The 26,968-nt window shown below is 67.3% G+C and carries 22 protein-coding genes; 9 read left to right on the top strand and 13 right to left on the bottom strand.

Going from position 1 to position 26,968, the window contains the following annotated elements; genetic code table 11:
* Positions 1-11 precede the first annotated feature (11 nt).
* From AC1DOX_RS06655 to AC1DOX_RS06645, 3 genes are all read left to right on the top strand, one after another.
* Positions 12-1,613: a UxaA family hydrolase gene (locus AC1DOX_RS06655; protein WP_441614892.1), complete on the top strand. Its 1,602-nt coding sequence runs from the start codon at positions 12-14 to the stop codon at positions 1,611-1,613.
* Between the two features lie 108 nt (positions 1,614-1,721).
* The gene (gene manD, locus AC1DOX_RS06650) at positions 1,722-2,933 is read left to right on the top strand and encodes a D-mannonate dehydratase ManD (protein ID WP_092134014.1); all 1,212 of its coding nucleotides are present in this window, start codon (positions 1,722-1,724) and stop codon (positions 2,931-2,933) included.
* A gap of 14 nt (positions 2,934-2,947) precedes the next feature.
* A complete protein-coding gene (locus AC1DOX_RS06645) occupies positions 2,948-4,489 on the top strand; it encodes a mannitol dehydrogenase family protein (protein WP_441614895.1) in 1,542 nt (513 codons plus the stop codon).
* A 51-nt stretch (positions 4,490-4,540) separates the two neighbouring features.
* On the opposite strand, the gene AC1DOX_RS06640 is transcribed toward AC1DOX_RS06645, so the two are convergent.
* Positions 4,541-5,290, bottom strand: a complete 750-nt coding sequence (locus tag AC1DOX_RS06640) for a sulfite exporter TauE/SafE family protein (RefSeq protein ID WP_441614897.1) — start codon at positions 5,288-5,290, stop codon at positions 4,541-4,543.
* Positions 5,291-5,521: 231 nt separating this feature from the next.
* On the opposite strand from AC1DOX_RS06640, the gene AC1DOX_RS06635 reads away from it, so the two are divergent.
* The 5 genes from AC1DOX_RS06635 to prfH all read left to right on the top strand — a co-directional run bounded on the left by AC1DOX_RS06635 (position 5,522) and on the right by prfH (position 11,073).
* A complete protein-coding gene (locus AC1DOX_RS06635; RefSeq protein ID WP_441614899.1) occupies positions 5,522-6,826 on the top strand; it encodes an MFS transporter in 1,305 nt (434 codons plus the stop codon).
* 3 nt (positions 6,827-6,829) lie between these two features.
* Positions 6,830-8,062, top strand: coding sequence for a metal-dependent hydrolase family protein (locus tag AC1DOX_RS06630; protein ID WP_441614901.1), 1,233 nt, complete (start codon positions 6,830-6,832; stop codon positions 8,060-8,062).
* Between the two features lie 90 nt (positions 8,063-8,152).
* Positions 8,153-9,055: a LysR substrate-binding domain-containing protein gene (locus AC1DOX_RS06625; RefSeq protein ID WP_092134023.1), complete on the top strand. Its 903-nt coding sequence runs from the start codon at positions 8,153-8,155 to the stop codon at positions 9,053-9,055.
* Positions 9,056-9,319: 264 nt separating this feature from the next.
* Positions 9,320-10,462 carry an RNA ligase RtcB family protein gene (locus AC1DOX_RS06620; protein ID WP_441614903.1) on the top strand — a complete coding sequence of 381 codons (1,143 nt, stop codon included), beginning with the start codon at positions 9,320-9,322 and terminating at the stop codon, positions 10,460-10,462.
* Positions 10,459-11,073 (top strand): peptide chain release factor H, encoded by a 615-nt coding sequence (prfH, locus tag AC1DOX_RS06615; RefSeq protein ID WP_441614905.1) that lies wholly within the window; start codon positions 10,459-10,461, stop codon positions 11,071-11,073. Before AC1DOX_RS06620 ends, prfH begins: the two co-directional genes overlap by 4 nt.
* A 51-nt stretch (positions 11,074-11,124) precedes the next feature.
* Here the strand turns inward: prfH and AC1DOX_RS06610 are convergent, their stop codons facing one another.
* The 10 genes from AC1DOX_RS06610 to AC1DOX_RS06565 all read right to left on the bottom strand — a co-directional run bounded on the left by AC1DOX_RS06610 (position 11,125) and on the right by AC1DOX_RS06565 (position 22,615).
* On the bottom strand, positions 11,125-12,216 hold the full coding sequence (locus AC1DOX_RS06610) for a M14 family metallopeptidase (protein ID WP_441614907.1): 1,092 nt from the start codon (positions 12,214-12,216) through the stop codon (positions 11,125-11,127).
* Between the two features lie 83 nt (positions 12,217-12,299).
* Positions 12,300-13,043 (bottom strand): hypothetical protein, encoded by a 744-nt coding sequence (locus AC1DOX_RS06605; RefSeq protein WP_477101232.1) that lies wholly within the window; start codon positions 13,041-13,043, stop codon positions 12,300-12,302.
* Positions 13,044-13,100: 57 nt separating this feature from the next.
* Complete coding sequence (locus AC1DOX_RS06600) at positions 13,101-13,928, bottom strand: M55 family metallopeptidase (protein WP_441614911.1); 828 nt, start codon at positions 13,926-13,928, stop codon at positions 13,101-13,103.
* Positions 13,925-14,980: a DmpA family aminopeptidase gene (locus AC1DOX_RS06595; protein ID WP_441614913.1), complete on the bottom strand. Its 1,056-nt coding sequence runs from the start codon at positions 14,978-14,980 to the stop codon at positions 13,925-13,927. Before AC1DOX_RS06595 ends, AC1DOX_RS06600 begins: the two co-directional genes overlap by 4 nt.
* 7 nt (positions 14,981-14,987) lie before the next feature.
* Complete coding sequence (gsiD, locus tag AC1DOX_RS06590) at positions 14,988-15,896, bottom strand: glutathione ABC transporter permease GsiD (protein ID WP_092134038.1); 909 nt, start codon at positions 15,894-15,896, stop codon at positions 14,988-14,990.
* A 9-nt stretch (positions 15,897-15,905) separates the two neighbouring features.
* Entirely contained in the window at positions 15,906-16,826 is a 921-nt protein-coding gene (gsiC, locus tag AC1DOX_RS06585; protein ID WP_092134040.1) for a glutathione ABC transporter permease GsiC, read from the bottom strand.
* 270 nt (positions 16,827-17,096) lie between these two features.
* A complete protein-coding gene (gene gsiB / locus AC1DOX_RS06580; protein ID WP_441614916.1) occupies positions 17,097-18,647 on the bottom strand; it encodes a glutathione ABC transporter substrate-binding protein GsiB in 1,551 nt (516 codons plus the stop codon).
* Between the two features lie 46 nt (positions 18,648-18,693).
* Complete coding sequence (locus AC1DOX_RS06575; RefSeq protein ID WP_441614918.1) at positions 18,694-20,586, bottom strand: dipeptide ABC transporter ATP-binding protein; 1,893 nt, start codon at positions 20,584-20,586, stop codon at positions 18,694-18,696.
* A 77-nt stretch (positions 20,587-20,663) separates the two neighbouring features.
* Positions 20,664-21,632, bottom strand: coding sequence for an isoaspartyl peptidase/L-asparaginase family protein (locus AC1DOX_RS06570; RefSeq protein WP_441614920.1), 969 nt, complete (start codon positions 21,630-21,632; stop codon positions 20,664-20,666).
* Between the two features lie 14 nt (positions 21,633-21,646).
* Positions 21,647-22,615 (bottom strand): MurR/RpiR family transcriptional regulator, encoded by a 969-nt coding sequence (locus AC1DOX_RS06565; protein ID WP_441614922.1) that lies wholly within the window; start codon positions 22,613-22,615, stop codon positions 21,647-21,649.
* Positions 22,616-22,881: 266 nt separating this feature from the next.
* On the opposite strand from AC1DOX_RS06565, the gene AC1DOX_RS06560 reads away from it, so the two are divergent.
* Complete coding sequence (locus AC1DOX_RS06560) at positions 22,882-24,825, top strand: ATP-binding cassette domain-containing protein (RefSeq protein ID WP_441614924.1); 1,944 nt, start codon at positions 22,882-22,884, stop codon at positions 24,823-24,825.
* Positions 24,826-24,917: 92 nt separating this feature from the next.
* On the opposite strand, the gene AC1DOX_RS06555 is transcribed toward AC1DOX_RS06560, so the two are convergent.
* Positions 24,918-25,403 carry a disulfide bond formation protein B gene (locus tag AC1DOX_RS06555; protein ID WP_092134050.1) on the bottom strand — a complete coding sequence of 162 codons (486 nt, stop codon included), beginning with the start codon at positions 25,401-25,403 and terminating at the stop codon, positions 24,918-24,920.
* Positions 25,404-25,614: 211 nt separating this feature from the next.
* Entirely contained in the window at positions 25,615-26,901 is a 1,287-nt protein-coding gene (oxlT, locus tag AC1DOX_RS06550) for an oxalate/formate MFS antiporter (protein ID WP_441614926.1), read from the bottom strand.
* Between the last annotated feature and the right edge of the window lie 67 nt (positions 26,902-26,968).

Below are 26,968 nucleotides of genomic sequence, written 5' to 3'. Positions count from 1 at the left end.
GAGGGCTCCCCATGCCAGCCGCCACCCCGCTCAGGCCCGATCCAACGCAGGCCACCCAGCCCACGCCGGGCTCCCCTGCCGCCCCGGCCGTGATCCGCATCCATCCCGCCGATGACATCGTCATCGCCTGCCGCCAGCTGTTGTCCGGCACCGTGCTGCCGGAGGAAGGCGTGACCGTGACGGGGCTGGTGCCGCCCGGCCACAAGGTGGCCGTCCGCGCCATCCGGGCCGGCGCGCCGGTACGGCGCTATAACCAGATCATCGGCTTCGCGCGGCAGGACATCGCGCCGGGCCAGCACGTCCATACGCACAACCTGGCGATGGGCGACTTTGCCCGCGACTACGCGGCCGGCGCGGACATCCACGCCACCGAATACGCCAGCCGTGCCGTGACGTTCGACGGCATCGTGCGTGCCGATGGCCGCGTGGCCACGCGCAACTACATCGGCATCCTGACCTCGGTCAATTGCTCGGCGACGGTCGCGCGCGCCATTGCGGACCACTTCCGCCGCGACATCCATCCGGCGGCACTCGCGCCCTACCCCAACGTCGATGGCGTGGTGGCACTCACGCATGGCGCCGGCTGCGCCACGGACAGCGATGGCGAAAACCTGCGCGTACTGCGCCGCACCCTGGCCGGCTATGCGAAGCATCCGAATTTCGCGGCGGTGCTGGTGGTGGGCCTCGGCTGCGAAACCAATCAGATCGATGCGCTTCTCGCCGAGCCCGGCCTCGCCGACCTGGCCGCCGGCCCACGTTTCCACAGTTTCAATATCCAGGACACCGGCGGCACGGCAAAGACCGTGGCGCGCGGCGTGGGTATCGTGCAGGCGCTACTGGACGACGCCAATCGCGTGACGCGCCAGCCTGTGCCAGCCAGCCACATCATCGTCGGCCTGCAATGTGGCGGATCCGATGGCTACTCGGGGATCACGGCCAATCCCGCGCTCGGCGCGGCCGTGGACCTGCTGGTGCGGCACGGCGGCACGGCGATCCTGTCGGAAACGCCGGAAATCTATGGCGCCGAACACCTGCTGACGCGCCGCGCCGCGTCACCGGCCGTGGCCGAACGCCTGATCGCGCGCATCCGCTGGTGGGAGGATTACACCGCGCGCAATGCCGGCAGCATGGACAACAACCCGTCGGCCGGCAACAAGGCGGGCGGGCTGACCACGATCCTGGAGAAATCGCTGGGCGCGGTGGCCAAGAGCGGCACGACCAACCTCGTCGAGGTCTATGAGTTTGCCGAGCCGGTGCGCGCCAAGGGTCTGGTGTTCATGGACACCCCGGGCTACGACCCCGTCTCCGCCACGGGCCAGGTCGCGGGCGGCGCCAACCTGATCTGCTTCACCACCGGGCGAGGATCGGCCTACGGCTGCGCGCCCTCGCCCTCGCTCAAGCTGTCCACCAACAACGCGCTCTGGCAACGGCAGGCGGAGGACATCGACATCAACTGCGGCGACATCCTGGATGGCGCCACCAGCATCGCCGGCAAAGGCGAAGCGATCTTCCGACTCATGCTGGAGACGGCTTCGGGGCGCAAGACGCGCAGCGAACTGCATGGCTACGGACAGAATGAATTCGTGCCGTGGTCGCTCGGCGCGGTGATGTAGTGCCGAAGCCCGAGTCGTCGGACGACCGGACTACCGAACCCTCGAAACACCGGGCCACCGAATCACTGGCCGTCAATCAGACCATTCTCATATCGATGGAGACCTGGCATGAAGATCACCAAGGCGCGCGTTATCGTCTGCAGCCCGGGGCGCAACTTCGTCACGCTGAAGATCGAGACCGACGAGGGCCTGTCCGGCATCGGCGACGCCACGCTCAATGGCCGGGAACTCGCCGTGGCCAGCTATCTGGAAGACCACGTGATTCCGTGCCTGATCGGCCGGGACGCGCACCAGATCGAAGATATCTGGCAATACCTGTACCGTGGCGCCTACTGGCGGCGCGGCCCGGTGACGATGAGCGCCATCGCCGCGGTGGACACCGCGCTCTGGGACATCAAGGCCAAGGCCGCCGGCCTGCCGCTCTACCAGTTGCTCGGCGGCAAGAGCCGCACCGGCGTGATGGTGTACGGCCATGCCAACGGCAGCGACATCGCCGCCACCGTGGATGAAGTGCTGCGCTACAAGGAAATGGGCTACAAGGCCATCCGCGCCCAGTCCGGCGTGCCGGGGCTCAACAAGGTCTACGGCGTGTCCAGGGATCGCCTGTTCTATGAACCGGCCGACGCCAACCTGCCGTCCGAACACGACTGGAGCACCGAGCGCTACCTCGACCACACGCCCCGGCTGTTCGAAGCCGTGCGCGATGCGGTCGGGCCGGACATCCACTTGTTGCACGACGTCCACCACCGGCTCACGCCGATCGAGGCCGGGCGCCTCGGCAAGTCGCTGGAGCCCTATCGCCTGTTCTGGATGGAGGACGCCACGCCGGCGGAGGACCAGCGCGCCTTCCGCCTGATCCGCCAGCACACCGTGACGCCGCTGGCCGTGGGCGAGATCTTCAACAGCATCTGGGACTGCAAGACGCTGATCGAGGAGCAGCTCATCGACTATATCCGCGCCACCGTGGTCCACGCCGGCGGCATCACGCACCTGCGCCGCATCGCGGACTTCGCGGCCATGCATCAGGTGCGCACCGGCTGCCATGGCGCCACGGACCTGTCGCCGGTCTGCATGGGCGCGGCACTGCATTTCGACCTCTGGGTGCCGAACTTCGGCATCCAGGAATACATGCGCCACACCGACGACACCGATGCGGTCTTTCCGCACGCCTACACGTTCCAGGACGGCATGCTGTACCCGGGCGATGTGCCCGGTCATGGCGTGGAGATCGATGAAGCGCTGGCGGCGAAGTACCCCTACCAACGGGCCTACCTGCCCGTGAACCGGCTGGCCCACGACGGCACGCTGTGGCACTGGTAGAACGGAGGATGCCCATGCCACGACTCCATCCCGACCAGCTCGACGCCCTGCCCCCCGAGGTCCGCCGGCCCCGTTATGCGCGCGAACGGCTGCGTGCAGGCATCGTCCATCTGGGCATCGGCGCCTTTCACCGTGGCCATCAGGCCGAGATCACCGAGGCCGCCATCGAGGCCGGCGGCGAGGATGGGCTCGGCTGGGGCATTGTCGGCGTGTCGCTGCGCCGGCCCGATACCCACGACGCGCTGACGCCGCAGGGCGGCCTGTATACGCTGTCACTGCGCAGGGCCGGCGATGGCGGCGAGATCCGTGAATCGCTGCAGGTCATCGGCGCGGTGATCGACATCCTGGTGGCCGAGGGCGACCCGGCCGCCGTGCTGGACCGCATCGCCCATCCGGACACACGGATCGTCAGCCTGACCGTGACCGAGAAGGGCTACTGCCATGATCCGGCGACCGGCGCCCTGAACCGCGACGATCCGGGGATCGTGAGCGACCTCTCGCATCCTGACGGGCCAGTCACCGCCATCGGCTACCTGGCGCGCGGCCTGCAACGCCGCATGGCGCGCGGGCTCGGACCGCTGACGCTGCTGTCCTGCGATAACCTGGCCAGCAACGGCAACACGCTGCGCAAGGTTCTGCTGGCCTTTTGCGCGGAAATCGATCCGGCGTTGCAAGACTGGGTAGCCACCCGCTGCACGTTTCCGAATTCGATGGTCGACCGTATCGTGCCGAAGACCACGCCGGTCGATGTGGCGCGGGTCGCCACGGCACTCGGGCAGCAAGACGCGTGGCCGGTCGTCGGCGAGCCCTTCTTTCAGTGGGTGATCGAAGACCGCTTCGCCTCGGGCCGGCCGCGCTGGGAAGCCGGCGGCGCGCAGTTCGTCGACGAAGCCCGGCCATTCGAGGTGCTCAAGCACCGGCTGGTCAACGGCAGCCAGTCGATGATGGCGTACATGGGTGTCATGGCTGGCTGGCCGACCACCGATCGTGTGATCGCCCAGCCAGCGGTTCGCACGTTCATCGCCACCACGATGGCGCGCGAGGTGCAGCCCACGCTGCCGCCGCTGCCCGGGCTCGACATCGACGCCTACCGCGACAGCCTGCTGCCGCGCTTCACCAACCCCGCGCTCGGTCACCAGACGCGGCAGATCGCCATGGATGGGTCGCAGAAGATCCCGCAACGGCTGCTGGCGCCGATCCGTGACCGCATCGCCGCCGGCCAGCCATTCCCCCGGCTGGCGCTGGGCGTGGCCGCGTGGCTGTATTTCCTGCGCGGCTATGACGAGGCCGGCGCCGCCTACCGGATCGAGGACCCACTGGCCGGGGCACTGGCGGGTGTGATGGCCGAAGCCGAATCGCAAGCGGAAAACCGGTTCGATGCGACCGAGCGAGAACGCGTCCGCGTGCGCGCGATCGCTGGATTCCAGCCGGTGTTTGGCGCATTGGGCGAGTCGGACGTCTTCATCCAGGCCGTCGCGGAACAGCTCGAACGGCTACGCTCGCACGGCGTGGCCGGCGCCCTGGGCGCGATCAACGCCGCCCCTTTTCCCGAGTAGCCTTGCTGAGGCTCCGATTCCGTTCCGGGGCGGCTCCGGCCCGGAACCGCTTCAGAACAGTCTCGGCACGGACGCGATGAGCATCGCCGCGCCGGAGCACGTGAGCAGCGTCAGCACGATGCGCCGGAAGGCGACATCGCTGATGCCGATATAAACGCGCGTGCCCAGCAGCGTGGGAATCAGCATCGCCGGCGCGACGATCGCGAACATCGGCAGCATGTCCTTCGTGATGATGCCGGTGCCGATGTAGACCGCCATCGTCACCAGCAGCGCGCCGAGGTTGAAGTTCTGGATCACCACGCGCTGCGTGTCCTTGTCGAAGCCGCGCAGCGTGCACCACAGCGTGGGGGCAATGCCGGTGAATCCGCCGATCCCGCCCATGATCCCGCCAATCCCGCCCACGATGGCGTCGGCCACGCGCCCGCCGTGCCGGATCGGCGGCAGCTTGCCCGAGAACAGCATGATCGGGCACCAGATCACGAGGATGATGCCGAGGCAGAGCTTGAACAGGTGGACGTCGAGCATCGGCAGGATGGTGACGCCGATGGGAATGCCAACGATACCGCCCAGCAGGAAGGGCAATACGGTGGCCAGGTGGAATTTGCGTCGGACCGTGAATGCCGCGAGCAACTGGCCGGTCAGCGCGCCGAAGACGGACATCGCCGAGGCCATCCGGGGCTCCACGCCCCAGGCCCAGAACGACATGGCGACCATGCCGAAGGCAAAACCGGAAAGACCCTGGACAAAACCGGCGACGACGGCGCCGAGCGCAATGATGAGTACGACCGAATCGACATGCATGAACGCGTGAGCTGGGAGCGCTTCTTATGCTTCTTCTTTTTGCAGGCCCCGGCAGGTCCGCAACAGACCCGGCACCGGGGAACTCCGGCATTGTAGACCGATCGCAAGCGGCGCCCCGTGGCAGGCCGGCATGCATGCGCTGGCGTCATGGCCGCATGCGCAGATTTCGTTTCCCGCGTCATCGTGGCGCCCCTAACATCGGTTTCACCTGCCAGAACGGGAGAGAGAGACATGCAAGCCAGCGCCCCCACCTACGTCGCCGCCCCGCCTCATATCGGCGCCAGCCAACGCCGCCGTGCCATTATCGCCACGGTCATCGGCAACGGCCTCGAATGGTTCGATTTCACGGTGTACAGCTTCTTCGCCGTGATCATCGCCAAGCTGTTCTTTCCGACAGGCAATGACCTGTCGTCGCTGCTGCTGGCCGTCGCCACGTTTGGCGTCGGCTTTTTCATGCGGCCCGTGGGCGGCATCATCCTTGGCGTCTATGCCGACCGCGTCGGCCGCAAGGCGGCGTTGTCGCTCACCATCCTGCTGATGGCGCTGGGCACCACGCTGATCGGCATCGCCCCCACCTATGACCAGATCGGCGTGTTCGCGCCGTTGCTGATCGTCGTTGCCCGGCTGATGCAGGGCTTTTCCGCAGGCGGCGAGATGGGCGGCGCCACCGCCTTCCTGACCGAGTACGCGCCCGAGCACCAGCGCGCCTATTACTCCAGCTGGATCCAGGCCAGCATCGGCGTGGCAGTGCTGCTGGGCGCCGCCGTCGGCACCTTCGTCACGGCCTCGCTGAGCCCCGAGGCGCTCAACAGCTGGGGCTGGCGCCTGCCGTTCCTGCTCGGCATGGTGATCGGCCCCGTGGGCTACTACATCCGCCACCACCTCGACGAGACGCCCACCTTCCGCGCAGCCACGGACAAGACCGATTCGCCGCTGACTGAGGTGCTGCGCGACTATCCGCGCCAGACCGCGGCCAGCTTTTCGATGGTGATCCTGTGGACCGTGTGCACCTACGTGCTGCTGTTCTACATGCCGACCTACGCCGTCAAGGTGCTCAAGGTGCCGCAATCGACCGGCTTCATCGCCGGCATGGCCGGTGGCCTGGCCATCATGATCTTCGCCCCGCTCGTTGGCCTGCTGGCCGACCGCATGGGCCGGCGTGGCCTGCTGTCCGGCGCCGCCGCGCTGATCTTCGTGCTGGCGTACCCGATGTTCGTCTACATCAACCAGGCGCCCGGGCTGGCGTCGCTGCTGGTGTTCCAGATCGTCTTCGGCGTGCTGATCGCCACCTACACCGGCCCGATCCTGGCGGCCTTCTCCGAGCTGTTCCCGGCCAAGGTGCTGTCGACGGGACTCTCCGTCGCCTACAACCTGGCGGTGACCATCTTCGGCGGCTTTGCCTCCTTCTTCATCACGTGGCTGATCGCCACCACCGGCAGCACGATGGCCCCGGCGTTCTACGTGATGATCGCCGCCGCCATCAGTTTTGCCGGCACGCGCCTGGTGCGCGAACCGGCCTATCTCCAGAAGCGCTAAGCCATGACCCAGATCCTGCTCAAGGGCGGCAACGTCCTCGACCCCGCCCGCGGCACCGCGCTGCCGCGCCACGATGTGCTGATCGACGGCGACCGCATCGTCGACGTCTCCGCCACGCCGCTGCACGCGCCGCTGGCCACCGTCATCGACGTCGGCGGCAAGACCGTCATGCCGGGCCTGATCGACTGCCACGTTCACGTGCTGGCGGCGCTGGCCAACCTGGGTGTGAACGCGATCCAGCCGAATGTGCTCGTCGCCTTCCGCGCCATGCCGATCATGAAGGGCATGCTGGAGCGCGGCTTCACCACCGTGCGCGATGCCGGTGGCGCCGACTGGGGCCTCTCGCAGGCCGTGGCCACCGGCCTGATTCCCGGCCCGCGCATCTTCCCCTCGGGCAAGGCGCTGTCGCAAACCGGCGGGCACGGCGACTTCCGCCCGCGCGCGGACACACTGGAGCCCTGCTCCTGCGCCTTCCGCGCGGGAGCCATCGCGCGCATCGCCGATGGCGTGGACGCCGTGCGGCTGGCCGTGCGCGAGGAAATCCAGAAGGGCGCCACGCAGATCAAGATCATGGCGTCGGGCGGCGTTGCGTCGCCGACCGACCCGATCGGCAATACGCAGTACAGCGAGGACGAGATCCGCGCGATCGTGGCCGAAGCCGAAGCCGCCCAGACCTACGTGATGGCCCATGCCTACACGGGCCGCGCCATCACGCGGGCCGTACGCTGCGGCGTGCGCACCATCGAGCATGGCAACCTCGTCGATGCAGCCGCGGCCCGCGTGATGCGCGATCACGGCGCGTTCGTCGTGCCGACGCTGATCACCTACGATGCCCTGGCGCGCGACGGCGCACGGCTGGGCCTGCCGGCCGAATCGGTCGCCAAGATCGAAACCGTGCGGCAGGCCGGCCGCGATTCGCTGGCGATCTACGCCGAGGCCGGCGTGCCGATGGGTTTCGGCTCCGACCTGCTGGGCGAGATGCATCAGTACCAGTCCGAGGAATTCCGCATCCGCGCCGAATACCTCGGCAATCTGGAGGCCATCCGCTCGGCCACGTCGATCGCCGCCGCGATCCTGCAGCGCGAGGGCGAGCTCGGCACGGTACGCATTGGCGCGCTGGCGGACCTGATCGCCGTCGATGGCGACCCCCTGACCGATATCGGCGTGCTGGCGGGCCCGGATGCCCGCATCGGCCTCATCATGCAGGCCGGCAAGGTCCATCGCGCACCACGCTGACGCATGGAGACGCCGTGGCGCGCCAGACGTGCCACGGCGCGGGTGTCCGACTTATCATGGCGGCTTCCCCCGCCATCGGTCACGCCCGTCATGCGCATCTCCCCGCTCCCGCCGCTGCCATGCCTGGTCGCCTTCGAATCGGCGATGCGGCACGGCAGCTTTACCCGTGCCGCGTCCGAACTCCATCTCACACAGAGCGCCATCAGCCGGCAGGTGGCGCAGCTTGAGCGCTTTCTCGGCAAGAAGCTCTTTATTCGCGAGCCACGCGCGCTGCGCTTGACCGTCAGCGGCCAGGAATATGCCGAACAGGTGCAGCGCCTGCTGGTGGGCTGCGCCGAAGCGACGGAAGATGTGATGAAACGCAAGGGACAGGTCGAGCTGACAGTGGCCTGCTCCTCAGGCGTCGCCGTGCTGTGGCTGGCGCCGCGGCTCGCCACCTTCCGCGCGCGACACCCCGATTTCCACGTGCGCATGATCGTCAACGACAGCCTCGCCTCGCTGGCGGGAACCGACTTCGACATCGGCCTGTACTACCTGCGCGAAGGCGCCCCGAGCGGGCTGGCGGCGCGCCGGCTCTATGAGGAAGAGGTGTTCCCGGTGTGCGCACCGGACTACCTGCGCGGCAGGCACCTGAGCGTGGCGGACCTGCCGCGCGAAACGCTGCTGGTGCTGGAAGACGCGCAGCGGCAATGGATGTCCTGGCCGACCTGGTTCGCGCGCAACGGCCTGCGCGACGCCCGCATCGCGCACGAGCTCGTGATCAACGCCTATCCCGTGCTCGTGCAGATGGCCATCGAGGGGCAGGGCATCGTGCTGGGATGGCGCCACATGATCGACCGTTGCATCGAAACCGGCGTGCTGGTGCGGGCGTGCGATGCCAGCGCCTCGCTCGGTGGCGGCTATTACGCCGTCTGGCCGAGCGACCGTGCAGAGCCGGCCGCGGCGCGCATGTTCCGGAACTGGCTCGTCGACGAAAGCGGCGCGGAGCAGTAAGGCCCGCGTCATCGCTGTCGCAACCATGCCACAACGATAGTGCCCACCCTTGCCACCGCCCCGCAGACCGCCGTAGGATCACAACCCTCTTCCCCCACCACTGCAAAGGAGATCGCCATGAAGCAGCAATCGGTTCCTTGCAGGCCGCGTCTGGGCTAACCGCATTCCCCGTTTCCGCACCTCGCGCGGGAACCCACACATGCGTTGCCCTGGCTCCGGCCTGCCCCATTCGGATGTTTCTTTTTCCCTATCTGGATATGGCAAATGGGCAACTGCTTCGTGCAATTGTCGGAGGCGATCTCGCTGATCGCGTCGGACGACACCTGGATCGAAGGTAACGCGATCCACCAACTTCACACTACCGCGGCACTTCAAGGCATGCGACAGGTCGTGGCGATGCCCGACCTGCATCCCGGCCGCGGCTACCCTGTCGGCGCCGCGTTCTTCTCGGTCAACCGACTCTACCCCGCGCTCGTCGGCAACGACATCGGCTGCGGCATGGCGCTGTGGCAAACCGGTCTTGTCGCCGGACGTGTCGGCATCGACCGGCTCGACAAGCGGCTTGGCAACCTCGACGTCCCGCTGGGCGATGCCTGGGCCGAGGAAATCGCCCGGCTGGCTCCTCCGGGCATCGGGCATGCCGATGCGCTCGGCACGATCGGTGGCGGCAATCACTTCGCCGAGCTGCAACAGGTCGATGAGGTCCACGACGCTGCGGCCATCGACAAACTGGACATCGTCGCGCGACAGCTCCTGCTGCTGGTGCATAGCGGATCGCGCGGACTCGGCCAGGCCATTCTGCGCGACCACGTTGACCAGTTTGGCCACCAGGGGCTGGCCGATGACGACGCGGCCTGCGCCGCCTACCTCGCCCGCCATCGGCAGGCACTCTCCTTTGCGCACGCCAATCGCGAACTGATCGCGCTGCGGATGCTCGACCGGCTCTGCGGCGGCGAAGGCCGGCGCGTGCTGGACGTCCATCACAACTTCGTGGCGCCGGCCGTGATCGACGGCGTATCGGGCTGGCTCCATCGCAAGGGCGCCACCCCCGCCGACGCCGGTCCGGTGGTCATTCCGGGCTCTCGCGGCGACTACAGCTACCTCGTCGAACCCATCGCCGACACGCGCAGCCTGCTGTCGCTCGCGCATGGCGCCGGGCGCAAGTGGATGCGCAGCGAATGCAAGGACCGGCTGGTCAGGCGGTTCAGCGTCGAGCAACTGCGCCGGACGAAGCTGAACAGCCACGTGATCTGCGAGCATCGCGACCTGATGTACGAGGAAGCGCCGGAAGCGTACAAGCCAATCGATAGCGTCGTCGGCGCGCTGCACGATGCGGGGCTGCTGAAGATCCTGGCGCGGCTGCGGCCGGTGCTGACGTACAAGACGCGCGGGGGGTGCTGCGAATGATCCTGTTGCAGATCTCCGCCTCGCACGGCCCGGAGGAATGCGGGATCGCCGCAGCCAGGGCCCTGCATCGGCTGCTCCATGAGGCGGGCCAGTGCGGCGTCGATGTCTGCGTGCTCGAACAGGTGGATGGCGCGTCGCGCGGCGCGCTGCGCTCCGCCCTGCTGAGTCTGGACGGCGACCAGGCAGAGCACCTGGCTGGCCGCTGGACCGGCACGATCCAGTGGATATGTGCCAGCCCCTGCCGACCAAGGCATCCGCGCAAGAACTGGTTCATTGGTGTGGCACGCTGCGTGGCGCCGGCGCCGGTATTGGTGGGTGCCATCCGTTTCGAGGCCATGCGCGCATCGGGACCGGGGGGCCAGCATGTCAACAAGACCGCATCGGCGATCCGGGCGACGCATCTCGCCACCGGCATCAGCGTTCGCGTGCAGACGGAGCGCAGCCAGCATGCCAACAAGCGGCTGGCCATCGCGTGGATCGCACACCGCCTGGCAGAGCATGCGGAAGCGCAGGACGCGGGCCTGCGCGCGCAGCGCCGGCAGATGCATCACGAAGTCGAGCGCGGCAAACCGGTGCGGATCTTCCGGGGCGAGGATTTCGTACCGGACTAGGTCGTCAGGCGGAGACGGAGACGGCGGCGCGGGCCTGCCCCGCTTCGATGATCAGATCCCGGCGCCGCGCCGGACGGCTTCCGTCACCTGCGCCACCACGCCGTCGCGCCAGTCGTCGGCATCGCCATAGAAGGCGCGCCAGACCGCCTGCTTGATCAGGGTCCGCTGGTTTTCATCGGCCTCCGGGTGACGATGCAGCCAGTGATCGCCACGCAGGGCTTCCAGCACCTCGCCCAGCGGCAGCGTGCCGAATTCGAGCGCGATGCCCGCATAGTCGATGGCGGGCAGCGTCTGCGGCACGGCCATCCACGCCAGACCGGTCAGGTTGGAGGAGGTCGAGGAGCCGTCGTAGATCGAGGTCACGCTGTTGCCCCAGATCGCGCGCACCTTGCCGATCTGGTCCGCATGGTCGGGCCCCATGTAGATCGGCTCGCCGTAGCCCCAGGGGCCCAGCCCCGTATGGATATCGATCCAGCGCAGGGTGTCGCGGCCGGCGCCAAAGCGCGCCAGGATTCGGCGCAAGGTGTAGTTGCTCCACGTCGCCTTGTGTCCGCCGAAGAACAGTCCTCCCGGATCCTGGTACTGGCCGCCGCTGACCGCGGCCTGATACCACGACATGCCCTTCTCGGCCACGATCTTCATCAGCGCGGCCTGGTCTTCGCCGGATGGCGGCCAGTGGGGCGGCAGCAGAAACGGCGCCACCTCGGCATACGGCGCGTTCTGCGGCAGGGGCGCGTCGAAATCCATGAAATTCCGGTTCAGGTCGACGTTTTCCTCGTTGACGCGGCGCAGGTGCGAGAAGCCATAGGGATTGACCGCGTGAACCAGCACGAGCGCAACGCCCGCGGCGCGGCAGTCGGCATGCAAGGTGGTATCGCCCAGCATCGCCACCTGCGCGCCCGATCCGCAGAAACCCTCGGCGCCATGTGTGCCTGATGTCACCAGCACGACGTGCCGCGCATCGTCCGCGCCAACCCAGGCGACATCCATCGCGAGCGTCTCGCCCTCGTGGCCGGTCTGGGTGGGATGTGGGAATTCGGTCAGCGTGGCGCCGGTCTGGCGCGCCGCGGTCAGGAACTTCTGGCGGGCTTCCGCATAGCTTCGGGCGAAGCAGCGGGCAATCGGACTGGCGCTGGCAGGCATGGCAAAGGGGGCCTGGGCCGAGTGGGGATGGGCAGATTAAACGCCATTTCGCGCCGGCTTGCCACCTCGACGCGGCAATTCCGCTAGAAGAGCTCGCCGCTCCCCTCCTGCGGCCACGCGGAGCGAAAGGCGTGGGGGTGCATGACGATGCCGGCGGCCTCGATCTGCGCGGCGGAGAGCACCAGATGTCTGGCCAGCCAGTCATGCAGGCTGCGCAGGAAACGTATGTTCTCGACGTTGTTCGACGCCGCGATCAGCCACTCCAGCTTGATATGCGCGGTATAGACATCGAGCAGGTTCAGGCCCTTGAGCTTGGCCGGCGTGGCCGCACTGCGCTCGATGGCCAGCACCCGCTGGACCTGTGCGCTGCCGAGCACGCCGCCGGCCGCGACCTGCTGGTAGAGGTCCTCGAGCGCCGGAAAGCGCACGGTCGGCTGCACGCGTGGCACCGCCGCCACCTTCTCCATGCGCAGGATCACGTAGCGCGTGGCGGCATTGCGGCGGGCGAGTTCCTGCTCTGCCGCGCTGGCCTTGCGGCTGCGGCGCGGCGGGGGCACATCGGTGAAGTCGGGGAGCCGCTTGACGGCGTCGCGCTCGGTGTAGTCCGGCACGCAGTCGAGCCAGGCCGGATCGGCCAGCACGGCGCGCGCGCATTCCGGGCCGAACGGGTATTCATCGCCGGCCGGGTCGCGCAGGATATAGGCGTGGCCTTCCGGAAAGCCGTGGTGCCGGCCGCCCTTTGCCCCGCGCGCGTGGCAGCGTGTGGTGGCTGGGTCGACGAAATCCTTGCGTACGGGCACCCAGCCCCCGTGCATGGCGTCAATCATGGTGTGGCGAGAAAGAGAACGACCGCTATTGTCCCACTATTCGCGCCACGGGCCGCGCTACTTCAGCATGAACGACATCGCCGAGCAGCAATTCAGCATGCGCACGGCGGCCTGGACGGTCGGCGCATCGAAGGACAGCGTCACGCCATCCACCCGCTCGAAGGTCGGCCACTGGCAGAACAGGTCGGCATGGGCCGAGGTCACGGTCTGCAGGCGGCAGTTGATCGGGCCGTCCAGCTCGAAGCAGCGCGCCTCGGGCCGCGCCATCGCGTTGCGCGTCACGGCCTCGGCCGCCTGCGCGATGGCCTCGCGCGCAGCGGCGGGCGACAGCGTCACGCCGCTGCCCTGCCCTCCGGCAGTCTTGGTCTGTACATAGCGCACCCACGGCATGAGCGTCTGCGTTTCGGCGATGAACACGTCGTCCCCGCTGGCCAGCAGCACCGGCACATCGAACTCGCCCGCCAGCGCCGCATAGATGCCGGCCTCGCCCAGCTCCAGCCCATTGAGCCAGACCCGCGCGAACGCCCCGCTATTGATCGTATGCGCCAGCACCCCACGGCTTTGCGCGCGGCCGTGGTAACCGATCATGAACACGCCGTCGCAGTCGTGCTCCACGCCGGCCATCATGCTCAGGTAACGCGGCTTGCCAAGCACCAGTTGCGCGCGCGGATCGATCTGGTCGGGCAGCAGGTTGCGAAAACCGCCGTGCGAGTCATTGACCAGCACCGCGGAGGCGCCACCCGCAAACGCCCCTTGCACGGCCGCGTTGGCCTCGGCGGTCATCCAGGCGCGGGCGCGTTCGTATTCGCCATTGCCGGCGCGCGTCTGTTCGGCGTGGAAAACGCCAGCCACGCCTTCGATATCGGTGGAGATCAGGATCTTCATGCAGTCAGGTCTTGCAACAGGTCGCGCAGGGCATGGCGGCGGTGGCCGTCGCGGCCCTCCACGGCTTCGGCATGCCACAGCGCGCAAACGATGGCCCCCTCCACGCTGTCCGCTGCGGCGCGGAACAACGGGTCGAGGCGGGATTCATGGACCATCGGGATGGCAGGCATGGGCACATCGGCCAGGTGCGGCACCGTATACGCCGTGGAAAATGCCAGCGCGATGTCGCCGGAGCCATGGCCGAACACGGAACCGGTACGCGCCAGCCCGGCCCCGGCGCGGAGCGAGAGCCGGCGCAGTTGACGGCTATCGAGCGGAGCGTCGGTGGCGACGATCATGATGATCGAGCCCTTCTCCGGCGTGGCGTCCTGTTTCAGCCGCGCCGCCAGCTTCGCGCCGAGCTGCTGGCCCGCAAGGATCAGCGACTCCGGCGTGCCGAAATTCGACAACACCAGCGCGCCGACCGTATAGCCGCCGGCCACGCGCGATGCCGTGCCGATGCCACCTTTCAGTCCGAACGACGACATGCCGCGCCCGGCACCGACCGCGCCTCGCGCCACGTCGACGCCACTGGCGGCCAGCGCGGCGGCATAGTGCGCCTCCTGCACCGCCATGGCCTGGATGTCATTCAGGAAGCCATCGTTGCACTCGAACACCAGCGGATTGACGGTCGGCCAGCGCCTGCCGATCTCCGGGTTGGCGGCGATCGCCTCGCGAATCTGCGCCTGGGCGACGGCGCCGACCGAGAACGTATTGGTCAGCGCGATGGGCGTTTCCATCACGCCGAGTTCGTCGACCTGCACCAGCCCGATGCTCTTGCCAAAACCATTCAGCACCGTGGCGGCGGCCGGCACCTTGTCCGTGTAGACGTTGCCGGCATGGGGCCGGATCACGGTCACGCCGGTCTGGCACGCGCCGTCGGCCAGCGTGCAGTGGCCGACGGTCACACCCGGCACGTCGGTGATGGCGTTGCGCGGGCCGGCCGGCAGGTCGCCGACATGCGGCGCGGGCGGGATACGAGCGCCAGACACAGCGGGATCGATGGAGGTCATGCGTGTATCAGCGGCGATCGATCTTGGGGTCCAGCGCGTCGCGCAGCCCGTCGCCGAGCAGATTGAACGCCAGCACTGTCAGGAAGATCGCCAGGCTCGGGAAGATGGCCACGTGCGGCGCAGTGACCATGTCGGCGCGGGCCTCGTTGAGCATCGCGCCCCATTCCGGCGTGGGCGGCTGGGCGCCAAGGCCCAGGAAGGACAGGCCGGCGGCCGTGATGATCGAGGTGCCAATCCGCATCGAGAAATACACGACGATCGACGACACGGTGCCCGGCAGGATGTGCCGCATCAGGATGGTCCAGTCCGACGCACCGATGCTCTTGGCGGCCTCCACGTAGGTCAGGCGCTTGAGCATCAGCGTATTGCCGCGCACCAGCCGCGCGAACGCCGGAATGCTGAAGATGGCCACGGCGAAGATCACGTTGGTCATGCCGTTGCCCAGGATCGCCACGATGCCGATGGCCAGCAGGATGCCGGGGAACGCGAACAGCACGTCGGAGAGACGGGTCACGACGCGGTCCCACCAGCCTTCGTAGTAGCCGGCCAGCAGGCCCAGCACCGTGCCGATGATGGCGCCGATGATCACCGAGAAGAAGCCCGCGGCCAGCGAGATCCGCGTGCCGGCCAGGATGCGGCTGAAGATGTCGCGGCCCAGCGAATCCACGCCCATCCAGTGGGCGGCGGACGGACCCGCGTTCAGCGCGTCGTAGTCGAAGAAGTTCTCGGGGTCGTACGGCACGATATGCGGTGCCAGGATGGCGATCACCACGAGCAGCAGCACAAAGGCGCCGGCGGCCAGCGCCAGATGCTGCTTGCGGAACTTGCGCCAGAACTCGCTCCAGGGCGTGCGGACGGCCTCGGGGGCGGCGGCGGTTGCGGCCTCGGGGGCGGCGGGCGTGGAAAGCTCAGTCATGCCGGCCTCTTATTTGTAGCGGATGGTGGGATTGATCACGGTGTAGAGCATGTCCACGACCAGGTTGATCAGGATGAATTCGAGCGAGAACAGCAGCACCTCGGCCTGGATCACGGGGTAGTCGCGCATTTCCACGGCGTCCACCAGCAGGCGGCCCAGGCCGGGCCAGTTGAACACCTTTTCCACGAGGATCGAGCCGCCCAGCAGGAAGCCGAACTGCAGGCCCATCATCGTCACCACGGGAATCATGGCGTTGCGCAGCGTGTGCTTGGCCACGACGACCGTCTCACGCACGCCTTTGGCGCGGGCCGTGCGGACAAAATCCTCCTGCAGCACCTCGATGAACGATGCGCGTGTGAAACGCGCCATGACGGCGGCCACGGCGGCGCCCAGCGTCAGCGAGGGCAGGATGTAGTGCTTCCAGCTATCGGCGCCAATCGACGGCAGCCAGCCCAGCTGGACCGAGAAGACTTCCATCAGCAGCATGCCGAGCGCAAAGGCCGGGAACGAGATACCGGACACGGCCAGCGTCATGCCCACGCGATCCGGCCACTTGTTGCGCCACACGGCCGAACAGATGCCGATGGTCATGCCAAAGATCACGGCCCAGACCATCGACGCCAGGGTCAGGTACAGCGTCGGATAGAACCGCTCGCCGATTTCCTCGGCAACCGGCCGCTTGGTGCGTAGCGACGTGCCGAATTCGCCGCGAACGGCATTGGTGAAGAAGCGCACGAACTGCTCGTGCATCGGCCGATCCAGGCCCAGGTCCTTGCGGACCAGTTCCACCGTGGCCGTGTCGGCCTCCGGGCCGGCAGCCAGCCGTGCGGGATCGCCAGGCAGCATATGGACGAACAGGAACACCAGCACCGCCACGAGCAGCAGTGTGGGGATCACGCCCAGAAATCGTTTGATGAAGTAATTCAGCATCTGGCACCAGAAATTAAGACCGTTGGCCACCCGCCCATGCCCCCGCATACCGAGCGGGCGGCCATCACGGTTTACCGCGTACAGCTTTTTATAGGACTACTAACCGCGACTTCAGAACATCCACTTCAACTGCAACTGCAACTGCAACTACACCTGCACCCGCAGGTACCGCTACCACTTCACTGAAACACCCCGTCTCAGTTCGGTGCCGGCGACATCGGGTATCGGGGCTGCCTCGATATCCATGGCAGCCCCGACGTCCCGCATGCCTTATTGCTTGATGTCGATCTCGTCGAAGTTGAACGAGCCGTCAGGCATCACGTAGGCACCGGTCAGGCGCTTGGCGCGCGCATACAGCACCTTTTCCGTGACCAGGAAGGCCCACGGTGCGTCCTTCCAGATACGTTCCTGGGCATCCTTGTACAGCTTGGCCTTCTCGGCGCGGTCCGTCGTGCGCAGGGCCCCGGCGATGTCCGCGTCCACCTGGTCGTTCTTGTAGTAGGCCGTGTTCAGCAGCTTCGGCGGCATCGATTCCGACGCCAGCAGCGGACGCAGCGCCCAGTCCGATTCACCGGTCGACGACGACCAGCCCACGTAGTACAGGCGCACGCCGGCGTCTTCCGGCTTCTGCACGGACTCCACGCGCTCCACGCGCTGGCCGGCTTCCAGCGCCTGCACCTGGGCCTTGATGCCCACTTGCTGCAGCTGTTGCTGGACGAACTGGATCACCTTCTGCGCGGTGGTGTGGTTGTAGGCCGACCACAGCGTGGTCTCGAAACCGTTCGGATAGCCGGCTTCCTTCAGCAGCTCGCGTGCCTTGGCCGGGTCATACGGCCACGGGCCCAGCTTCTCGGCAAAGTCCACGCCCGGCGGCACCACGCCCTGCGCCGGCACGGCGTAGCCGGCAAACGCCACCTTGGCCAGCGCGTCCTTGTTGATCGCGTAGTTGATGGCCTGGCGTACCTTCGGGTCGTTGAACGGCTTGACCATCGTGTTGAACGACACGTAGCGCTGGATGATCGACGGCGAGTCGATCAGGTCCACCTTCGGGCTGGCCTTCAGGACCGCGGCCTGCTCGAACGGAATGCTGAACGCGAAGTCCGCCTCGCCCGTCTGCATCACGGCCGAACGGGTGTTGTTGTCCACCACGGGCTTCCAGGTGATCGTGTCGATCTTCGGATAGCCGGTCTTCCAGTAGCCCGCAAACTTCTTGCCCTTCAGGTAGTCGGTCTGCTTCCACTCGACGAATTCGAACGGGCCCGTGCCCACCGGGTGGAACGCGATCTCCTTGCCGTACTTCTTCAGCGCGGTCGGGCTGATCATCACAGCCGACGGGTGGGCCAGCACGTTGATGAACGGCGAGAACTGTTCCTTCAGCGTGATCTTCACCGTGTTCGGGTCCACCACGTCGGTCTTGGCCACGCGGTTGAACAGCGTGTAGCGCTTGAGCTTGTTGGCCGGATCGATCACGCGGTCGAGGTTGGCCTTGACGGCCGACGCGTCGAACGTGGTGCCGTCGTGGAACTTGACACCCTTCTTCAGCTTGATGGTGTAGACCAGGCCATCCTTGCTGACGTCATAGCTTTCGGCCAGCACGTTGACCAGCTTCAGGTCCTTGTCGAAGCCGAACAGGCCCTGGTAGAACGACTTGGTGGCTGCCTGGGACAGCGTGTCGTTCGCATCGTACGGGTCCAGCGTGGTGAACGTGGAATACACGGCCATCACCGCATCCTTGGCGGCAAAGGCGGGCGTGGCAGCCAGCGTACCAATGGCGCCCACTGCGGCGGCACCGGCCAACAGGCGGAAGGAAACCTTAGACATCTCTTCTTCTCCTCTGAGGGAAATACAAGACTTCAGTACAACAGGATCAATAGGCGCCGCCGACGGCGTGCCGGGCTACAAAATGACCGTGCGCGCCGCTGCCGGCCACGGCGACCAGCGGCTGCACCACCGGTTCGTCGCCAACCGCGCGGATCGGGCTGGGAATCTCGTCGGACAACGGTTCGCGCTTCATGTGACGGCGCGCCGGGTCGGCGATGGGCACCGCGGACATCAGCTTCTTCGTGTACGGGTGCTGCGGGTTTTCAAAGATGGCGCGGCGCGGGCCGATCTCGACGATCTGGCCCAGGTACATCACCGCCACGCGGTGGCTCACGCGCTCCACCACGGCCATGTCGTGCGAGATGAACAGGAACGCCACGCCCAGTTCGCGCTGCAGGTCCAGCATCAGGTTGACGATCTGGGCCTGGATGGAAACGTCTAGCGCGGACACCGACTCGTCGGCCACCACCACCTTGGGGTTCAGGGCCAGGGCGCGCGCGATGCAGACGCGCTGGCGCTGGCCACCCGAGAATTCATGCGGGTAGCGCGCGGCGTGGGCGGGCGTCAGGCCCACCTTCTCCAGCAGCCACGCCACACGGGCTTCCGCTTCCTTGCCGCTGGCCACCTTGTGCACCAGCAGCGGTTCCATGATCGAGTAACCGACCGGCACGCGCGGGTCCAGCGACGCGAACGGGTCCTGGAAGATGAACTGGATATTGCGGCGCAGGGCCTGCAGCGCCGGGCCGTGCATCTGGCTGATGTTCTGGCCGGCGAATTCGATCGTGCCGCTCTGGGCATCGACCAGCCGCAGCAGCGACCGGCCCGTGGTGGATTTTCCGCAGCCCGATTCGCCGACCAGCGCCAGCGTCTCGCCCGGGTAGAGGTCGAAGCTGACCTGCTCCACGGCGTGCACGCGGCGCGTGACGCGACCGAACAGCCCGCCGGGAACGTCGAAGCGCGTGACCAGGTCGCGCACGCGCAGGATCGGCTCGACGCCTGCCGCGACGGTGTCCTGCGGCGTCTCGGCGACGGGCGCCGCCAGGTCGCTGACCTGCACCAGCGGGAACTTGGCCGGCAGGTCCGTGCCCGACATCGCGCCCAGCTTTGGCACGGCGGAAAGCAGCGCGCGCGTGTAAGGGTGGGCCGGCGCGTGGAACACCTCGTCGGAGGTGCCCTCCTCCACTTTCTCGCCGCGGTACATCACCAGCACGCGGTCGGCCACCTCGGCCACCACACCCATGTCATGGGTGATGAAGACCACGCCCATGTCCATCTCGGACTGCAGGTTGCGGATCAGTTGCAGGATTTCGGCCTGGATGGTGACATCCAGCGCCGTGGTCGGTTCGTCGGCGATCAGCAGCGCCGGCTTGCACGACAGCGCCATGGCGATCATCACGCGCTGGCGCATGCCGCCGGACAACTGGTGCGGAAAACGGTCCAGCACGCGGCGCGCCTCGGGAATGCGCACGAGTTCCAGCATGCGCAAGGCCTCGGCACGCGCGGCGGCATTGCTCTTGCCCTGGTGCAGGCGGATCGACTCCGCGATCTGCTCGCCCACCGGGAACACCGGATTCAGCGAGGTCATCGGCTCCTGGAAGATCATCGCCACGTCCGCGCCGCGCACCGTGCGCAGCGTCGAGTCGGGGGATCGCGCCAGGTCCAGCACCTCGCCGCTGCGCCGGCGCAGCAGCATGCTGCCGCTGGCGATCTTGCCGCCGCCGTGTTCCACCAGGCGCATCAGCGCCAGCGATGTCACGGACTTGCCCGACCCCGATTCGCCGACGACGGCGAGCGTTTCGCCGCGATCCACGTGGAAGGACAGGTTGCGCACGGCCTCGACGGTGCGCTCCGACGTAGCAAAGCGGACGGTCAGGTTGTTGACCGCGACCACGCGTTCTGGCGGCAATACGATGCCTTGTTGAGTTGAGCTAGTTGCCATGCGGCCCCCGGTTTCCTGCTGAATACGGTTTGATGCTGTGGTGTCTCGTGTCTCTTCGACTGATGTCGCGCTCGCGCTCAGCCGTAGATCAGGACGCTGACGGGTTCGCCGACCCGTGCCACGCCGCGGTACATCCCTTCTGTGTTGAACGGCAGCGTGACGTTGCCGTCGCGGTCCACGGCGATCAGGCCGCCCCGGCCGCCGATGGCGGGCAGCTTTTCCATGACCACGCGGCGCGCGGCCTCCTCCAGCGACAGGCCGGCGTAGCGAATCTGCGCCGCCACGTCGTGCGCGGCCACGGTGCGGATAAACATCTCGCCGGTGCCGGTGGCGGAGACGGCGGCCACATCGTCGGCATAGCACCCGGCGCCCACCACGGGCGTGTCGCCCACACGGCCGACCTGCTTGTTGGTCACGCCACCCGTCGACGTGGCAGCCGCCAGGTTGCCGTTGGCATCGCACGCCACGGCGCCCACGGTGCCGAACTTGCGATCCGGATCGATCGGCTCCTCCTGCCTGGCCTTTGCGGCCAGCGCGGCGGCATCGTGATCGAGCAGCGCCATGCCGGCCGATGCGCGGGCCCGCTCCCACTGCTCGTGGCGCGCCTGCGTGAAGTAGTAGTCGGGCGTGACCAGTTCCAGCCCCTGCGCTTCGGCAAAGGCCTCGGCGCCTTCGGCGGCAAACAGCACATGCTCGCTGCGCTCCAGCACGGCGCGTGCGGCCAGCACCGGATTGCGCAGGCGCTTGACGCACGCCACGGCGCCCGCGTTCAGCGTGGCGCCATCCATCACGGCGGCGTCCAGTTCATAGGTGCCGGCGTGCGTCAGCACGGCGCCCTTGCCCGCGTTGAACAGCGGGCAGTCTTCCAGCAGGCGCACGGCCTCGGTCACGGCATCCAGCGCACTGCCGCCTTCGGCCAGCACGCGTTGGCCGGCCAGCAGCACATGTTCCAGGGCGGCGATGTATTCGCGCTCGCGGTTGGCATCCATGGCCGCACGGGTAATCGTGCCGGCGCCGCCGTGGATCGCAATGACAGCTTGGGTCATATCGGACTTCAACTTCACTCGGAGGATTTGGGGGCGGCCTGGCGCTGCGCGCGCGGCCGGGATCGGGTACTGGCCGCGCCATTTTTTGCGGGCAGCGGCGCCGCCTGGCTGTCACGCGCACCGGGCGCGCCGTACAGCCATGGCAGCAGGAATTCGGTCATCTCGGCCGCCGCCTTCACGGAACGGGCCGAGCGGTAGGCCACGGCCCCGCACAGCGCTTCGATCAGCGCCAGCACGGTGGCATCGGAATTGGCGGACAGCCGGTTGCGCGCGTTGGCATACAGCGCGATATCGGCCAGCGGCGCCAGCGGCGAGGTCGGGCCATCGGTCAGCGCCAGCAGGCGTCCGCCGTGCGCCTTGACGCGCTGGGCCAGCAGCATGGTGTCCGTCACGTAACGCGGGAACGCGATGGCAATCACCAGGTCTTGCGGCTGCAGCTTGAACAGCTGGCGCGCCGAGTGGGAGGCACCGCCGGCATTGGACACCGACGTCACCATGCGGCAATGCATTTCCAGCCCGTGTTGCAACAGGCCGGCCAGGAAACCGCTGGCGCCGAAGCCCATCACGTAGACGCGCTCGGCTTCCAGGATCGCCGCCACGGCGCGTTCGCAGGCGTCGGCATCCAGCGCGCGGCGCGTGGCTTCCAGGTTGCGGGCGCCGTCTTCCAGCGCGGCGGCAAACACCTCGGACACGGTCGTCGGCCGCGCCAGTTCGTCGCGCAGGCGCTCCACCGGGGCCAGCGTGGCCTCGAAGCCGCGCACCAGCTCGGCACGGAATTGCGGATAGCCCTCGAAGCCGAGCGCGCGCGCAAACCGGTTGGCGGTGGCGACCGATACGTCCACGGCGGCGGCGAACTCGTCGATGCGCATCGTGGCCGCGCGAAACAGGTTGTCCAGCACGTACTGCGCCATGCGCTGGTGCGCGGGCGTCAGCGTGGGCAGGCTGCGGGCGATGCGTTCGGAAATCGACTGGCCGTCGGGCATGTCAGAGGTTTGGGTTCGATTTGGGGACCCCCGCACCACACTGGAATTCAGCGCCTGATGAAAAGGCACTTTCCCGGTGCGCGGGTCGATGTAAATAAATTTACACGCAAATCATGTACCAGGAGAACTTGGAAGTGCTCGATTACGGGTAATCCCTCAATACATGGGGCCGGACATAGGCGCGGAGTCGGGGTCCCGGGCCAGCCGCGCTACAATGCCGGCCTGCCCGCCTCCGGGCGCGTCCCAGCCTTCTCCGCACTTCCCTCGTGATCCGAATCGACCAGCTTGTCCTCCAGCGCGGCACCAAGGTGCTGTTCGACCACACCAGCGTGACGCTCAACCCGGGCGAGCGCGTGGGCCTTGTCGGCGCCAACGGCAGCGGCAAGTCCACGCTGTTTTCCATGCTGCGCGGCGATCTGCACCCGGACGGCGGCGATGTCTTCGTGCCCGCGCAATGGCGCATCGCGCACGTCGCGCAGGAAACGCCCGCGGTCGACCGCACGGCCGTGGACTACGTGATCGACGGCGACGCGCGCCTGCGCGAGATCGAGGCGCGCATCGCCGCGACCCAGGCCAGCGGCGACGGCACCGCCGAGGGCGAGGCCCATGCGGCCTTTGCCGATGCCGACGGCTACACCGCGCCGGCCCGGGCCGAGGCGCTGCTGCTGGGCCTGGGCTTCACGCTGCCGCAGGTGTCGCAGCCGGTGGCGTCGTTTTCGGGCGGCTGGCGCATGCGCCTGAACCTGGCGCAGGCGCTGATGTGCCCGTCCGACCTGCTGCTGCTCGACGAACCGACCAACCACCTGGACCTGGACGCCATCGTCTGGCTGGAAGACTGGCTGGCCCGCTACCCGGGCACGCTGGTGATGATTTCCCACGACCGCGAATTCCTGGACGCGATCTGCAACGTCACGGTGCATATCGAGAACCAGCAGTTGCGCCGCTACGGCGGCAACTACACGCAGTTCGAGACGCTGCGGCTCCAGCAGATGGCCCTGCAGGCATCGGCCTATGTCCGCCAGCAGAAGGAAATCGCCCATCTGGAATCGTTCATCAACCGCTTCAAGGCCAAGGCGACCAAGGCGCGCCAGGCGCAGAGCCGCGTCAAGGCGCTGGAGAAAATGGAGCGGCTGGCCCCGGTGCACGTGGCGGCCGGCTTCGCGTTCGAGTTCCGCGAGCCCGATTCCGCGCCGAACCCGATGATGGTGCTCGATGGCGTGGACTGCGGCTACGCCGAGGCCGATCCGCCCGTCACGATCCTGCACAACCTGACGCTGTCGATCCAGAACGGCCAGCGCATCGGCCTGCTGGGCGCCAACGGTCAGGGCAAGTCGACGCTGGTCAAGACGCTGGCCGGCACGCAGGCGCCCATGACGGGCACGCTGCGGCTGGGCAAGGGTCTGGTCATCGGCTACTTTGCCCAGCACCAGCTGGAAACGCTGCGCGACCACGACTCCCCGCTCCAGCATCTGGCGCGGCTGGCGCCGGATACGCGCGAGCAGGAACTGCGCGACTTCCTCGGCAGCTTCAATTTCCGTGGCGACATGGCCACCGCATCCATCGAGCCGTTCTCGGGCGGCGAAAAAGCCCGGCTGGCCCTTGCACTGATCGTCTGGCAGAAGCCCAACTTCCTGCTGCTCGACGAACCGACCAACCACCTGGACCTGGACACGCGCGAGGCGCTGACGATGGCGCTGGCCCAGTTCGAAGGCACGCTGATCCTGGTGTCCCACGACCGGCACCTGCTGCGTGCCACGTCGGACCAGTTCATGCTGGTGGCCGACGGCACGATCTGCCCGTTCGATGGCGACCTCGACGACTACCGCGACTGGCTGCTGCAACAGGCGGCCGCCAAGCGCAACGCGGCCACGGCGGCGCATGCCTCGGAGGCGGCCGGCATCGCGGGCGACGCGAGCGCGGCGGTCAACCGCAAGGACCAGCGCCGCGCCGAGGCGGACGAACGCCAGCGGCTGTCCGTCCTGCGCAAGCCGTTGACAAAGGAAATCGAGAAGATCGAAAAGCGCATGGCGGCGCTGCAGGCCGACAAGGAGGCGATCGACGCCTTCATGGCCGATGAGTCGAGCTATGCCGAAGCCAACAAGGCAAAGCTGATGGAGATGCTCAAGCGCCAGGGCGAGGTGACCGGGGAGCTGGGTCAGCTGGAAGAACGCTGGCTGGAGCTTCAGGAACAGATCGAACAGATTGCCTGAGGTAGTGCCGACCGCCGGTCGTCATGACCGGCCACGCCCCGCAAGCATGAAAAAGCCGACGCATGCGTCGGCTTTTTCGTGGGCAACTGTTCTTAGCGGTAGTGCTTTTCGCGGCGGATCAGCCCGACCGCCAGCGTCAGCGTCAGGATCACCAGCCAGATCAGCGACCACGCCGGGATCGACAGGCCCAACAGCGGCGGCAGCGGCGCCGTGCACAGGCCATCCGAATAGAACACCTGCGGCAGCAGCTTGGCCGTGGGCAGCGCGTTGACCCAGTTCTCGAGCGGGTCGATGCCGCACGATGCCTTGGGGTTCAACAGCAGCGACACATGGTAGCCAGCCACGGCGATGCCGGCCACGCCGGACAGCATGCCCAGTCCCTGCCACAGCGTGCGGGTGTTCTGGGCGATGGCCGCCAGCAGCGAGAAGATGCCGATGCCGACGAAGGCAAAGCGCTGCATGATGCAGAGCGGGCATGGCTGGTAGCCCTCCACATACTGCATGTAGAGCGCGGCGCCAAGCATCGCGAACGACACAATGGCGATCAGCAGGAAGTAAGCACGGGAATTGGCTTGCATAGGCGTCGATGACAAATATAGGTCACGGCGAACCATGACGGTGTGGCAGCGCCGCCCGCCCTGTCGGGCCGGCGTGCTGCCTTCGACGCGAATTATTACCGATTTTCCCTCTGCGCATGATCGCGCCCGCGCAAACCGTCACGGTGCCGGCTGTGGCCGATTGCCGCAGGCGCCGCCATCAGGAAATCAGGCGCTCCGGAGGCCGGGGTTTTCAGGCCGCGGCCGGCGTCGCCAGATAGCGGCGGCGCCACGGCTTGAGCACCGCGATGGCCAGCAGCGCGGTCAGGATATCGAGCGTGATCGCCACGCCGAACACCGGCATCCAGCTACCCAGTCGCTCGTGCATCAGCGCCGCCAGCGGGCCGCCGAAGATCGAGCCGATGCCCTGCGAGATATAGAGCCAGCCGTAGTTGGTGGTGGCGAACTTCGTCCCGAACGTGTCGGTCAGCGTCGACGGGAACAGCGAGAAGATTTCCCCCCAGCCCAGGAACACCACGCCGGACAACAGCACGAACAGCACCGCGTTCTCGCGCGTCAGCAGCCACAGCGTCATCGCCAAGGCCTCCAGCGCGAAGGCGAAGCACATCGTGTTCTCGCGACCCCAGCGATCCGAGACCCAGCCGAACAGCGGGCGCGTCAGGCCGTTGGTCAGCCGATCGATGGTCAGCGCCAGCGGCAGCGCGGCCATGCCGAACACGACGGCGTTGGACACGCCGAAATCCTTGGCGAAGGCCGCCATCTGCGACGTCACCATCAGGCCGGAGGTCGACATCATCGTCATCATCGCGAACAGCAGCCAGAACAGCGGGGTCCGGAGCATCTTGCGCGTCGGCACGTCGACGACCGTGGAGGGGGTAAAGGACGGCCGCAGCGGCAGTTGCTCGCCGGCAGCCGGCGCGCGCAGGCCCTGCGACGCCAGGAAGCCAATCACCGCGAACACCAGGCCGAACTGCCACAGCGTGGTTTCCAGCCCCTTGCCGGCCAGTGCGGCCGCGATCGGGAACGTGGTGACGATGGCGCCCATGCCGTAGCCGGCCGCCACCATGCCGACGGCAAACCCGCGGCGATCCGGGAACCATCGCACCATCTGGCCGACCACCCCGACGTAGACGATCCCGGTGCCCAGCCCGCCGATGACGCCGTAGGTCAGGTACAGCATGCCCACGCTCTGGACCGATGCGGCCAGCACCCACGACAGGCCCGCCATCACCGTGCCCGCCGCGATCAGCCGGCGCGGGCCAAAGCGCTCGATCAGCGCGCCCTGGAACGGCGAGAAGAACGTCTGCAACACGATCAGCAGCGAGAACGTGATCTGCAATTCCGACAGTGGCACGCCCAGCTTGGCCGACAGCGGTTTCGTGAACAGCGTCCACACATACTGCGGACTGGAAATCGCCATCATGCACACGATGCCCAGCAACAGCTGCAGCCAGCGCGTGCGCGCCAGCGGCATGGCCTGCGGCACGCCAAGGGCCGCATTATCAGCAACGGTACGCATCGAACCACTCCTTGAGACACACTTCGAGAGAGACACGCGGCCGGTGGCGGCCACGCGTTGTTGGAAT

Source organism: Cupriavidus sp. 01L415 (assembly GCF_056400065.1).
The sequence above is the reverse complement of the archived record's forward strand: the minus strand, read 5'-3'. Positions and strand labels throughout refer to the sequence as shown.

Bases quoted from the DNA above. Each gene is read 5' to 3' on its own strand.
- gsiB (WP_441614916.1), bottom strand. From the start codon at position 18,647: ATGTCTAAGGTTTCCTTCCGCCTGTTGGCCGGTGCCGCCGCAGTGGGC.
- AC1DOX_RS06610 (WP_441614907.1), bottom strand. From the start codon at position 12,216: ATGCCTGCCAGCGCCAGTCCGATTGCCCGCTGCTTCGCCCGAAGCTAT.
- AC1DOX_RS06595 (WP_441614913.1), bottom strand. From the start codon at position 14,980: ATGACCTCCATCGATCCCGCTGTGTCTGGCGCTCGTATCCCGCCCGCG.
- AC1DOX_RS06635 (WP_441614899.1), top strand. From the start codon at position 5,522: ATGCAAGCCAGCGCCCCCACCTACGTCGCCGCCCCGCCTCATATCGGC.
- AC1DOX_RS06600 (WP_441614911.1), bottom strand. From the start codon at position 13,928: ATGAAGATCCTGATCTCCACCGATATCGAAGGCGTGGCTGGCGTTTTC.
- oxlT (WP_441614926.1), bottom strand. From the start codon at position 26,901: ATGCGTACCGTTGCTGATAATGCGGCCCTTGGCGTGCCGCAGGCCATG.
- AC1DOX_RS06640 (WP_441614897.1), bottom strand. From the start codon at position 5,290: ATGCATGTCGATTCGGTCGTACTCATCATTGCGCTCGGCGCCGTCGTC.
- manD (WP_092134014.1), top strand. From the start codon at position 1,722: ATGAAGATCACCAAGGCGCGCGTTATCGTCTGCAGCCCGGGGCGCAAC.
- AC1DOX_RS06570 (WP_441614920.1), bottom strand. From the start codon at position 21,632: ATGACCCAAGCTGTCATTGCGATCCACGGCGGCGCCGGCACGATTACC.
- AC1DOX_RS06605 (WP_477101232.1), bottom strand. From the start codon at position 13,043: ATGATTGACGCCATGCACGGGGGCTGGGTGCCCGTACGCAAGGATTTC.
- gsiC (WP_092134040.1), bottom strand. From the start codon at position 16,826: ATGCTGAATTACTTCATCAAACGATTTCTGGGCGTGATCCCCACACTG.
- AC1DOX_RS06565 (WP_441614922.1), bottom strand. From the start codon at position 22,615: ATGCCCGACGGCCAGTCGATTTCCGAACGCATCGCCCGCAGCCTGCCC.
- AC1DOX_RS06575 (WP_441614918.1), bottom strand. From the start codon at position 20,586: ATGGCAACTAGCTCAACTCAACAAGGCATCGTATTGCCGCCAGAACGC.
- AC1DOX_RS06630 (WP_441614901.1), top strand. From the start codon at position 6,830: ATGACCCAGATCCTGCTCAAGGGCGGCAACGTCCTCGACCCCGCCCGC.
- gsiD (WP_092134038.1), bottom strand. From the start codon at position 15,896: ATGACTGAGCTTTCCACGCCCGCCGCCCCCGAGGCCGCAACCGCCGCC.
- prfH (WP_441614905.1), top strand. From the start codon at position 10,459: ATGATCCTGTTGCAGATCTCCGCCTCGCACGGCCCGGAGGAATGCGGG.
- AC1DOX_RS06555 (WP_092134050.1), bottom strand. From the start codon at position 25,403: ATGCAAGCCAATTCCCGTGCTTACTTCCTGCTGATCGCCATTGTGTCG.
- AC1DOX_RS06625 (WP_092134023.1), top strand. From the start codon at position 8,153: ATGCGCATCTCCCCGCTCCCGCCGCTGCCATGCCTGGTCGCCTTCGAA.
- AC1DOX_RS06655 (WP_441614892.1), top strand. From the start codon at position 12: ATGCCAGCCGCCACCCCGCTCAGGCCCGATCCAACGCAGGCCACCCAG.
- AC1DOX_RS06620 (WP_441614903.1), top strand. From the start codon at position 9,320: ATGGGCAACTGCTTCGTGCAATTGTCGGAGGCGATCTCGCTGATCGCG.
- AC1DOX_RS06645 (WP_441614895.1), top strand. From the start codon at position 2,948: ATGCCACGACTCCATCCCGACCAGCTCGACGCCCTGCCCCCCGAGGTC.